This window comes from Streptomyces sp. NPDC041940, from assembly GCF_055589465.1.
Window position 1 is genome coordinate 166193 of sequence record NZ_JBVJBP010000020.1, and the last position, 11070, is coordinate 177262.

General features: G+C 69.8%; 12 protein-coding genes. 3 read left to right on the plus strand and 9 right to left on the minus strand.

Annotated elements, in window-relative coordinates; all coding sequences use genetic code 11:
- Positions 1–81 precede the first annotated feature (81 nt).
- Positions 82–360, minus strand: a complete 279-nt coding sequence (locus ACZ6I3_RS29405) for a glutaredoxin family protein (RefSeq protein ID WP_184558945.1) — start codon at positions 358–360, stop codon at positions 82–84.
- Positions 361–457: 97 nt separating this feature from the next.
- On the opposite strand from ACZ6I3_RS29405, the gene ACZ6I3_RS29410 reads away from it, so the two are divergent.
- The 3 genes from ACZ6I3_RS29410 to ACZ6I3_RS29420 all read left to right on the plus strand — a co-directional run bounded on the left by ACZ6I3_RS29410 (position 458) and on the right by ACZ6I3_RS29420 (position 3975).
- Positions 458–1375 carry an HAD family hydrolase gene (locus ACZ6I3_RS29410; protein ID WP_469418670.1) on the plus strand — a complete coding sequence of 306 codons (918 nt, stop codon included), beginning with the start codon at positions 458–460 and terminating at the stop codon, positions 1373–1375.
- 349 nt (positions 1376–1724) lie between these two features.
- Complete coding sequence (locus ACZ6I3_RS29415) at positions 1725–2495, plus strand: ECF subfamily RNA polymerase sigma factor, BldN family (protein WP_193482582.1); 771 nt, start codon at positions 1725–1727, stop codon at positions 2493–2495.
- Between the two features lie 235 nt (positions 2496–2730).
- Positions 2731–3975 (plus strand): DUF5667 domain-containing protein, encoded by a 1245-nt coding sequence (locus ACZ6I3_RS29420; protein ID WP_469418673.1) that lies wholly within the window; start codon positions 2731–2733, stop codon positions 3973–3975.
- Positions 3976–4024: 49 nt separating this feature from the next.
- Here ACZ6I3_RS29420 and ACZ6I3_RS29425 read toward each other — a convergent pair whose 3' ends face one another.
- The 8 genes from ACZ6I3_RS29425 to ACZ6I3_RS29460 form a co-directional block, all read right to left on the minus strand.
- Complete coding sequence (locus ACZ6I3_RS29425) at positions 4025–5080, minus strand: lysophospholipid acyltransferase family protein (protein ID WP_469418675.1); 1056 nt, start codon at positions 5078–5080, stop codon at positions 4025–4027.
- Positions 5081–5094: 14 nt separating this feature from the next.
- Positions 5095–6156: an NAD-dependent epimerase/dehydratase family protein gene (locus ACZ6I3_RS29430; RefSeq protein WP_382841913.1), complete on the minus strand. Its 1062-nt coding sequence runs from the start codon at positions 6154–6156 to the stop codon at positions 5095–5097.
- Positions 6157–6370: 214 nt separating this feature from the next.
- On the minus strand, positions 6371–6469 hold the full coding sequence (locus ACZ6I3_RS29435; RefSeq protein ID WP_003948845.1) for a 30S ribosomal protein bS22: 99 nt from the start codon (positions 6467–6469) through the stop codon (positions 6371–6373).
- A 154-nt stretch (positions 6470–6623) separates the two neighbouring features.
- On the minus strand, positions 6624–6836 hold the full coding sequence (locus tag ACZ6I3_RS29440; RefSeq protein ID WP_004984898.1) for a helix-turn-helix domain-containing protein: 213 nt from the start codon (positions 6834–6836) through the stop codon (positions 6624–6626).
- 129 nt (positions 6837–6965) lie between these two features.
- A complete protein-coding gene (locus ACZ6I3_RS29445) occupies positions 6966–7781 on the minus strand; it encodes a phosphatase (RefSeq protein ID WP_469418677.1) in 816 nt (271 codons plus the stop codon).
- Between the two features lie 96 nt (positions 7782–7877).
- Entirely contained in the window at positions 7878–9053 is a 1176-nt protein-coding gene (locus ACZ6I3_RS29450) for an acetoin utilization protein AcuC (protein ID WP_469418679.1), read from the minus strand.
- The gene (locus tag ACZ6I3_RS29455) at positions 9004–10233 is read right to left on the minus strand and encodes an MFS transporter (RefSeq protein WP_469418681.1); all 1230 of its coding nucleotides are present in this window, start codon (positions 10231–10233) and stop codon (positions 9004–9006) included. The genes ACZ6I3_RS29450 and ACZ6I3_RS29455 overlap by 50 nt, the downstream gene beginning before the upstream one ends.
- 75 nt (positions 10234–10308) lie before the next feature.
- Positions 10309–10953, minus strand: coding sequence for an HAD family hydrolase (locus ACZ6I3_RS29460; protein WP_469418697.1), 645 nt, complete (start codon positions 10951–10953; stop codon positions 10309–10311).
- Positions 10954–11070 lie beyond the last annotated feature (117 nt).

Genomic DNA, 11070 nt, shown 5'->3' on the forward strand with positions numbered 1-11070 from the left:
CCCCCGAGACCAGTCACCCTCGATCCTAAGCGACCCCTACGGCCGCTTTGGACTGCTCGGTCAGTCGCCGGACGGCCGGACTCAGTCGGTCAGGGCCTTGCGCAGCCGCCCCTCGTTCACGCGCCAGAACGTGTGCTGCCTGCCGTCCACCAGCACAACCGGGATCTGCTCCCAGTACTGGTCGTGCAGCTCCCGGTCCTCGGTGATGTCCTTCTGCTCCCAGGGGACACCGAGATCACCGCACACCTTCTCCACAACGACCTGTGCGTCATCACACAGATGGCAGCCGGGCTTGCGGATCAGGGTGACGAGCCGGTCCCGAGGGGGTGTGCGGCGAAAGAGGGGACTCATGTCGGCCATTGTCGCGCGCCCTCTTTAACGACACACTCGCCGAGAGTTCACACGCTCCCAACCTCTCGACTCCGGAACCCCCGAACAAACTGGCTATGCTCACGCCATGGCCGCTCTCGGATGGCTCACTCCCCGTAGGCGCTCCGCCACGGCGCGGAGCGTTTTGGCAGGCGAGGCCTCGGCGGAGGCAGCCCGCAAATCCACGCAGGAAGCTTCCAGCACGACCGAGGAACCGCAGTTCCCGGTCCACGGCGACGACCGGGCCGCCGCCTTCTTCGACCTGGACAACACGGTCATGCAGGGCGCCGCGATCTTCCACTTCGGGCGGGGCCTGTACAAGCGGAAGTTCTTCGAGACCCGCGACCTCGCGAAGTTCGCCTGGCAGCAGGCGTGGTTCCGGCTGGCCGGGGTCGAGGACCCCGAGCACATGCAGGAGGCCCGCGAATCGGCCCTGTCGATCGTCAAGGGCCACCGCGTCGCCGAACTGCAGTCGATCGGCGAGGAGATCTACGACGAGTACATGGCCGAGCGCATCTGGCCCGGCACCCGCGCCCTCGCCGAGGCCCACCTGGACGCGGGCCAGAAGGTCTGGCTGGTGACGGCGGCGCCCGTCGAGATCGCCCAGGTCATCGCCCGCCGCCTGGGCCTGACCGGCGCCCTGGGCACGGTCGCCGAGTCGGTCGACGGCGTCTACACGGGCAAGCTCGTCGGCGAACCGCTGCACGGCCCCGCGAAGGCCGAGGCGGTCCGTGCGCTGGCCGCGGCGGAGGGCCTGGACCTGACCCGCTGCGCCGCCTACAGCGACTCCCACAACGACATCCCGATGCTGTCCCTGGTCGGCCACCCCTACGCCATCAACCCGGACTCCAAGCTGCGCAGGCACGCCCGCGAGCTGGACTGGCGTCTGCGCGACTACCGCACCGGCCGCAAGGCGGCCAAGGTCGGCATCCCCGCGGCGGCCGGCGTGGGGGCCGTGGCGGGCGGCACGGCGGCCGCGATCGCCCTGCACCGCCGCCGTCGCTGACGACCCGATCAATCCGGGACACCATCGTTTGCGGGATGACAACGCCCGTAAATCCAACTGGCGTACCCCCAAAACCTCGTGTCCAGTCCTCTTGGCTGGACACGGCCACAACACGCCCTGGACTCAGCCGCAATCCGAACCCTTCCGATCAACAACTGTTCACAATCCGGCACTTGATCCGGCGTCAATCGGTTACGGAAGCGACGTAATCGATGATTTGAGCAACTCGGTGTAGCAGAGCCTGCACGAAGCGTTATTCTCCTCAGACGCAAACCGGTACCCCTCCGTCGCTACGACGGGTGAAAGGTCCCGCACTGCACGTGATGGAAGCTCTGCCTCTGGGAGTCCCGTGTACCCACACGTCGGGGTTGACGCCTCGGGCCTGGCTACGCTGCGCGCAACGGTCCTCGACCTGCTGCGCGGCTTCGTCCCCACCGCGTACGCCGTCCCCGCATTCGCCACCGCCGCACCCGTAGGCCCTTGCTACGCACTGGCCGACGGCAGCGCCGCGGTCGGCAGACGAGGGCGCCCGTCCGGCGGGGCCACCGCCCGACGGCCCGCGGCGGACAGCGACAGCGCCCGCATGATGGACCTGGTGGAGCGCGCCCAGGCCGGCGAGGCCGACGCCTTCGGCCGTCTCTACGACCAGTACAGCGACACCGTGTACCGGTACATCTACTACCGGGTCGGAGGAAAGGCGACAGCCGAGGACCTCACCAGCGAGACCTTTCTGCGAGCCCTGCGCCGCATCGGCACGTTCACCTGGCAGGGCCGCGACTTCGGCGCCTGGCTGGTCACCATCGCCCGCAATCTCGTCGCGGACCACTTCAAGTCCAGCCGCTTCCGCCTCGAGGTCACCACCGGCGAGATGCTCGACGCCAACGAGGTCGAGCGCTCCCCCGAGGACTCCGTCCTGGAGTCCCTCTCCAACGCCGCCCTGCTCGACGCCGTACGGCGGCTCAACCCCCAGCAGCAGGAGTGCGTGACACTCCGCTTCCTCCAGGGCCTCTCCGTCGCCGAGACCGCCCGCGTGATGGGCAAGAACGAGGGCGCCATCAAGACCCTCCAGTACCGGGCCGTCCGCACTCTCGCCCGGCTCCTCCCGGAAGACGCCCGCTGACCGGCCCGCACGCTCGGCGACATTCAACTCACGTTCCGTGACAGTCCGTTGGCTTCGGCATTCGATCAGCCGGGGTCCGTAACCCAAGTGCCGCGCCGCTCGTTGTGCGGGATGCAGGCTCCCTGTGGTCACCCCTGGCCGACCCCGATCACTCGATCGTGTGGTTGAGGTCAGGGTGTGCAACCCTCAGGACCCCCTGGGGAGTCGACCGTCATGACGAGAGGAGGTGCCGCCTGTGATCGCGAACGTATCGGCACACCGGCGGGCGAACGCCTTCGCCCAGGCCCTGGAGGAGTCCGAGCAGGGCACGGCGGCCGAGCAGTCCGAAGGTTCGGCACCAGCCCCGGCACCCGCGGAACAGACCGAACCGGCACGCCTGACGGCGCTGGCCTCCGGTCTCGACGCGCTGCCCAAGCCGGAGCTCGACCCGGAGGTCAAGGTCGTCCAGCGGGCCCAGCTGGTGGCCGCGTTCGAGGCCATGCTCCAGGAGGGCACCGCAGGAGCCGGGGCGACGGACCGAGCGGTCCCCGGACAGCGCTCCCGTGGCGCCCACCGAGCCGACTCACTGAAGAAGTTCCGGCCGCGTTCCCGGCTCGCCAAGGGCCTCACCGCGGGCGGGCTCAGTGTCGGCGTGGCCGCGAGCGCCTTCGGCGGGGTCTCCGCCGCCAGCTCCGACGCCCTGCCCGGCGATTCGCTCTACGGCCTCAAGCGCGGCATCGAGGACGTGAAACTCGGCCTCGCCGACAGCGCCGACGAGCGCGGCCGGGTCTACCTCGACCAGGCCTCCACCCGGCTCAGCGAAGCCCGCCGCCTGATGGAGCGAGGCCGCAGCGGTCCCCTGGACCACGAGTCCCTCGGCGAGATCCGCCGCGCCCTGTCCGGCATGCGGCACGACGCGTCGGAAGGCCACCGGCTGCTCAGCGAGGCGTACGAGCACGACCCGGACTCCCTGGGCCCCATCCAGGCCCTGTCGGCGTTCTCCCGCTCCCACCGCGAGGCCTGGGGCGAACTGCGCGAGAGGCTCCCCGTCCAGCTCGGGGACGTCAGTGACCAGGTGTCGTCGGTGTTCGACGCCATAGAGGAGGACGTCGCCCCGCTGCGCTCCCTGCTCCCGGAGCCCCCGGCGAAGAACGGCGGCGAGGGCAAGCACCGAGGCGCCTCCGAGTCGGCCTCCACCGGCTCCTCCTCCGCCACCGACCGGTCGGCCCAGCCCGGCAAGAGCGGCGGCGGGCGCACCGACAAGGGCGGCACCGGCGGAAGCAGCGGCAGCCCCAGCCGTTCGGCCGGCTCCGGCAGCGACAGCGACGGCCTGCTCGGCGGCAGCACCGGCGGCCTGCTCGACCCGCCGAAGGACAGCGACGCGAGCACCTCCCCGTCCACGGAGGGCAGCCCAGCCGTCCCCAAGCCGGACGTAACCCTCCCACCGCTCCTGCCCGGCCTACTGCCCGGCCTGGGCATCGACGGCGAGGACGCACGCTAGACGGTGCGGGGCGCCCCTCGCAGGGGCGCCCCGCACCGCAGGCGAAGCATCAGAAGAAAACCGACCGCCGCTGCACCAAAAGCTTGTACAGCGTGTGCTGGATCTGCTCCCTGACCTGATCGGTCAGGTTGAACATCAGCATCGGGTCCTCGGCCGCCTCCGGCGGATAGCCATCCGTGCGGATCGGCTCGCCGAACTGGATCGTCCACTTGGTCGGCAGCGGAATCGCGCCGAGCGGGCCGAGCCAGGGGAACGTGGGCGTGACCGGGAAGTACGGAAAGCCCAGCAGCCGGGCGACCGTCTTGGCGTTGCCGATCATCGGGTAGATCTCCTCGGCCCCGACGATCGAGCAGGGCACGATCGGCGTCCCGGCGCGCAGGGCCGTCGAGACAAAACCCCCGCGGCCGAAGCGCTGGAGCTTGTACCGGTCCGCGAAGGGCTTGCCGAGGCCCTTGAAGCCCTCCGGCATCACCCCGACCAGCTCGCCCTGTTCCAGCAGCCGTGCCGCGTCCTCGGCACAGGCCAGGGTGTGGCCGAGTTTGCGGGCCAGTTCGTTGACCACCGGCAGCATGAACACCAGATCGGCGGCGAGCAGGCGCAGATGCCGCCCCGCCGGATGGTTGTCGTGCACGGCGACCTGCATCATCAGGCCGTCCATCGGCAGCGTCCCGGAATGGTTCGCGACGATCAACGCCCCGCCCTCGGACGGGATGTTCTCGATGCCCTTCACCTCGACCCGGAAGTACTTGTCGTACAGCGGGCGCAGCAGGGACATCAGGACTTGGTCGGTGAGTTCCTCGTCGTAGCCGAAGTCGTCGACCTCGTAGTCCCCGGTGAGGCGTCGGCGCAGGAACGCGAGCCCGCCCGCGATCCGCCGTTCCAGACCGCCGTCGCCGTCCTGGGACCGCTCCGGCGGCTGCTCCTCAGAAGTCACAGGAACATCATCCTGCGGAACAGCCCTGGTGGGCAGGGGCTGCACCTCACCCACCGGCGCCGACTCCGGGCCCGAGCGGCGGTTGCCCGCGCTCCGGCGCCGCTGGGGGCGCTGCACGGCGCTTCCGCGGGACCGGTCGTCGTCGAACGGAATGACCTTGGCATCCGCCATCGTTGATGCGCTCCTCAGTTGGCGCTCTGCGTCGGTGGGTGGCCGTCGCCCGCGAGGGGCAGTGCGGCGATCCGGTCGACGGCCCCCGCGAGGGCCTCCGGCGGAAGAAGTCCGGGTCCCTGGCTGCGGGCGAAGTCCGCGAACGTCTCCGCGGTCGTGTATTTGGGCTGGAATCCCAGCGTTTCTCGCATCTGGCCCGTGGCCACGACCCGGCCGTGGGTGAGCAGCCGGATCTGCTCGGGCGAGAAGTCCGTCATCCCCAGCGTACGCACCAGCGAGCCCGCCCAGGTGACGGCCGGGAGCGGCAGCGGCACCGTGGGCCGCCCGAGACGCCGGGAGCACTGGGAGAGCAACAGGACGCCGTCGCCGGCGATGTTGAAGGTGCCGCTGTTGAGGGTGCCCCGCCGGGGCTCGTGCGAGGCGATCCGCAGCACCTCGATCACATCGTCCTCGTGCACGAACTGCAGCCTGGGGTCGTAGCCGAACACGGTCGGCAGGACCGGCAGCGCGAAGTACGAGGCGAGCGGGGTGTCCGCGGTCGGGCCGAGGATGTTGGCGAACCGCGGCACGCACACGGCCACGTCGGGCCGGCGGCGCGCGAAGCCGCGGACGTAGCCCTCGACCTCCACCGTGTCCTTGGCGAAGCCGCCGCTGGGCAGGGACTTGGGCGGGGTCGTCTCGGTGAAGACGGCCGGGTCGCGGGGCGCGGAGCCGTAGACGTTGGTGCTGGACTTCACGACGAGCCGCTGCACGGCCGGGGACTTCTGGCAGGCACCGAGCAGCTGCATGGTGCCGATGACGTTGGTCTCCTTCAGGGAGGCCCGGTTGCCGCTGCCCAGCGGTGTGCCCGTCACGTCCAGGTGGACGATCGTGTCGGCGGCCGTCTCGGCGAGCACCCGCGCGATCGTGGGCTGCCGGATGTCGGCCTGGATGAAGTCCGCTCCGCCGAGATGGTGCTCGGGCGGCACCGCGTCCACGGCGATCACCCGGTCCACCTCGGGGTCCCGCTGGATCCGCCGCACGAACCGGCCCCCCAGCTGGCGGGCCACTCCGGTCACGAGCACGACCTTGCCCAAGATCAGCGCCTTCCTTCCACAACCTCTGGTCCCCGCCGCGTTCCCCCGTGGGGCCAACTTAGCGGTTCGGTGTTGCGCTGTGATGACCGCCCGATGCGCGAAGTGACGGAAGCCCGACGGGAAAGCAGCCGGACCTGCGTGGCGATACACGTGTGGCCCCCCACCAACGGGTGGGGGGCCACAACGACGCTCTCGCGGCGTCCGCGTCGCGAACTTACTTCTTGTTGCGACGCTGAACGCGCGTGCGCTTGAGCAGCTTGCGGTGCTTCTTCTTGGCCATCCGCTTGCGCCGCTTCTTGATAACAGAGCCCACGACTACCCTCGCTCACTTCTCATCACTCGGTGCTGGGCGCCATGGGCCCATACGACCTACGAGGGGCTAGCCTACCCGCCCGAGCGCTGAGGTCGTAATCGAGGAGGACAGGGTGATCCCGAGTGCCCTGTGAGGGATCACCCCGCCCCAGCCGTCAGGCGGTTTCCACCCCCACGTAACTCTCGCGGAGGTACTCGTGAACCGCTTGCTCCGGGACGCGGAAAGACCGCCCCACACGGATCGCGGGCAGATGACCGCTGTGCACCAGCCGGTACACGGTCATCTTCGACACTCGCATCACCGAGGCGACTTCCGCCACGGTAAGGAACTGAACCTCGTTCAGAGGCCTCTCGCCAGCTGCAGCCATGACACACCTGAACCTTCCGCACTCGACGGCCACCGGCTTCCCCTTCCGGTGACTCTTCGTCGCTGCGTGCTCACTCCCCAATGTAGGTGCCAGTGATGCGAGTGGGGAAGAGGTGCACCCATCAACGGCCTACTGTGACAGACACGCCCGATTGAGTACGTAGCGGGTAAGCGGCAGGTAGTAATCAGATCGCACGCCGTCATCAAGTGGAACGACGACGGACACGGACCCCTCCGCCTGCCCGACGAACGGGGCGGGGTCGTCCGTATCAGCCGGCCCGATGGCCTCGAACCCCAGCTGACCTGCCCCGCAGACCCACCCGTGATCCCCGATCACCAGCTCGGGCAGGGGCCCGCCGGCCTCCGCCGCCGCGGCCAGCGCGGTACGAACCGGGAGCGGTGAGTGCGTATGTGCGCCGGGCTCACGCCCGGGGCGTTCCACCCCGGGCGCCCGCACCAACGCGACTCCTCGTACGTAGTCGAGGTTGTACGTGCGTAGGCCGAACCGGGTCGTTATGTCGACACAGCGACCCTGCGCGGGGGTGAGAACCGCACACCCCGCCGCCGACAGCGCGTCTGCCAGAGCGGCGTAGAAGCCGAGCAGCCGGTGCGGATGCCCGGTACCGAGAAGCACCGGAGCACCCCGCCGGGCGACATCGGCGAGACGGTCCGCGAAGGTGTCCAGCGCGGCCACCGTCCGCCGCGGATCGATCACGTCCTGGCCGGAAGTCCTCCGAGAATCGGCCGAAACACCGCACCTGTCCGCCATCAGCTCGATCAATTCCCGCTGCTTCCAAGCCCCTTCGGGATCGATGCCGAGCAGCACACGGGGGTCCCGGGCAGCGAAGAGCCGATAGCTGCGCAGGCTCTCCTCACGCGATGTGGCCACGGTACCGGCGAGACGTGCACCCACCAGGTGCGTACGAAGAACTTCGGGGGTCAGCACGAGAAGATCGTCCGCGACCGGGTCCTCACCTGTCCCGGGAACCGCCGAACACCGCTCGGTCGGCCTACCAGGCCCACCCGGCCCACCAAGGGCGCCTCACCCCGGCAGCAGCCCCCGCAGCGGGAACACCGCCCGCCGGGCCGCCAGCACCGCCTGGTCCAGCCGGTCCGCCGGGTCGTACCCCGCCTCCCAACCGGTCCACTCCACGGGCCAGCGCCCGTCCGTCATTCGCGCCGGGGCCAACTGCCGCGTCCTCGCGAACACTTCCTGCCGCCACCCCTCGGGGATCACCGCCTCGGGCTCGACCTCCCGGTGCGCCGCGATGGCGACCAGATGCGTCCAGGACCTCGGTACGACGTCCACCACCGCGTAACCGCCCCCGCCCAGGGCCACCCACCGCCCGTCGGCGTACTCGTGCGCCAGGTCGTGACAGGCCACCTGCACCGCCCGCTGCGCGTCCAGCGACACGGCCAGATGCGCGAGCGGATCCTCGAAATGCGTGTCGGCCCCGTGCTGCGTCACCAGCACCTGCGGCCGGAAGTCGGCGATCAGCTCCGGCACCACGGAATGGAACGCCCGCAGCCACCCGGCGTCCCCGGTCCCGGCCGGCAGCGCCACGTTCACCGCCGAGCCCTCCGCGGAATCCGCCCCGGTCTCCTCCGGCCACCCGGTCTGCGGGAACAGCGTCCGGGGATGCTCGTGCAGCGAGATCGTCAGCACCCGCGGGTCGTCCCAGAACGCCGCCTGGACCCCGTCCCCGTGATGCACGTCGACATCGATGTAGGCGACCCGCTCGGCCCCGAGCTCCAGCAGCCGGGCGATCGCCAGCGACGCGTCGTTGTAGATGCAGAACCCGGACGCACCACCCGGCATCGCGTGATGCAGCCCGCCCGCGAAGTTCACCGCGTGCGACGTCTCCCCGCGCCACACGGCCTCCGCCGCCCCCACCGACTGCCCGGCGATCAGCGACGACACCTCGTGCATCCCCGCGAAGGCCGGATCGTCCATCGTCCCCAGCCCGTACGACTGGTCCGCCGCGCCCGGATCGGCCGACGCGGCCTTCACCGCCTCGATGTAGTCCTCCCGGTGGACGAGCCGCAGCGTCGACTCCCCGGCCGCCTTCGCGGCGACCACCTCCACCTCACGGTCCAGCCCGAAGGCGTCGACCAGTCTCCGGGTCAGCGCGAGCCGGACCGGGTCCATCGGATGCCCGGGACCAAAGTCATAGCCCGTTACTGCCTCGTCCCACATCAGCTGTGTGCGGCCGCTCATGACCGCCACCGTATCGGTCCGGTTGAGCGGCGAACGACCGGGCGTACACCAGCGTCACCAGCACCAACACCATCGGCACGAGCATGGCCCCGCGGTAACTCCACAGATCCCCGAGCGCCCCCACCAACGGCGAACCGATCAAGAACCCCACATAGTTGAAGACATTCAGCCGCGCGACGGCCGCGTCCGAAGCCCCCGGGAACAACCTGCCGGCCGCCGCGAACGTCTGCGGCACCAGCACACACAGTCCCAGCCCCAGCAGCGTGAACCCCAGCATCCCGACCCACGCCCCGGGCGCCGCCGCCACCACGGCGAACCCACCCGCCGCGACCAGCGCCCCGGCCCGCACGACCGCGACCGCCCCGAACCGCCGCACCCCGAAGTCCCCCAACGCCCGCCCCAGCAGCGTGGTGACCATGTACACGTTGTACGGCACCGTCGCCATCTGCTCCGAGCTGCCCAGCACGTCCTGCAGATACTTCGCACTCCAGTTGGAGACCGTCGAGTCCCCGATGTACGCGACGGTCATCACCAGACACAGCGGCAACAGCAACTTGAACGCGAGGGCCTGCCCCTCGCCCGCCTTCCCCTCCACCCCGGACTCCGCTACCGGCGCCGCATCGCCGCCGTCCACATACCAACGGCTCCCCACCAGCACAGCCGGCAACAGCACCAGCACGACCGGCAGATACGACACCCACAGCGCCAGATCCCAGTGCGCCCCCACCCACGCCAGCGAGGCCCCGACGATCCCGCCCAGGCTGTAGACCGCGTGGAAACTGAGCATGATGCTGCGCCCGTACGCCCGCTGCAGGCTCACCCCGAGCATGTTCATCGACGCGTCCAGCACCCCGACGGCGAGCCCGAACGCCGCGAGCGCGACCCCCAGCTCCACCATCCGCTCCCCGGCCCCCACCCCGAGCAGCGCCAGCAGCACCACGGGCTGGGACCACCGCAGCAGCCGGCTCGGCGGCACCCGCTTCACCAGCCGCTCGGTGGTGACGCTCCCGACCCCGGCGAGGATCGGCACAGCGGCCAGAAAGGCGGGCAGCAGCGCGTCGGACACCCCGTACCGGTCCTGGATGGCCGGGATCCGCGTCACGAGCAGAGCGAAGGCGACCCCCTGCACGAAAAAGCTGAACGCCAACGAACCTCTGCCGCGCCGCAGCACATCAGTCATGGCGGCGAGCGTAGGGCCCCGGCTTACCCGTGGGTAGATCCAGCCAAAGATGAATTTGCCTCATCTTCCATGGGCTCACACCAGCAGATCGGCCAGCTCCCCCATATCGGAGAAGAGCCGGGTGGCGCCGGCGAGCCTCTCCGCCGGAGTCATGGCGGTGAACCCGTACACGTCCATCCCGGCCGCGACCGCCGCCCGCACCCCCAGCGGACTGTCCTCGACGACGACACACCGCTCCGGCGCGACCCCCATCCGCTCGGCGGCGTACAGAAACAGATCGGGAGCCGGCTTCCCCCTCCCGACGTCCTGCGAGCTGAAGATCCGCCCCTCGTCGAACCACCGATCGAGCCCGGTCGTCCGATGCCCCACCCGAATCCGCTCATGGCTCCCGGACGAGGCCACGCAGTACGGCACCCCGTCCGCGGCGAGCTTCTCCAGGACGCCGGACGCCCCGGCCACAGCCACGAGCTCCTTCTCGAACGCCGCGAACACCCGGGCGTGAAAGACGTCGTCGAAGCTCTCCGGCAACCGCTGTCCCGTCCGCTCGAGAACCAGCTCATGAATCCGGTGCATGGCCGACCCCATGTAGTCCCGAATCGACTCCTCGTACGAGGTCGGGTGCCCGAGTTCGGTGAGATACGCGGCCAGCAGCCGGTTGGAGATGGGCTCACTGTCTACGAGGACACCATCGTTGTCGAAAATGACGAGATCGTAGTTCATATGCACGACCCTAAACGCAAAGAAACCCCGCATCCGAAGATGCGGGGTTTCCTTTGAATGATTGTTCGGCGGCGTCCTACTCTCCCACAGGGTCCCCCCTGCAGTACCATCGGCGCT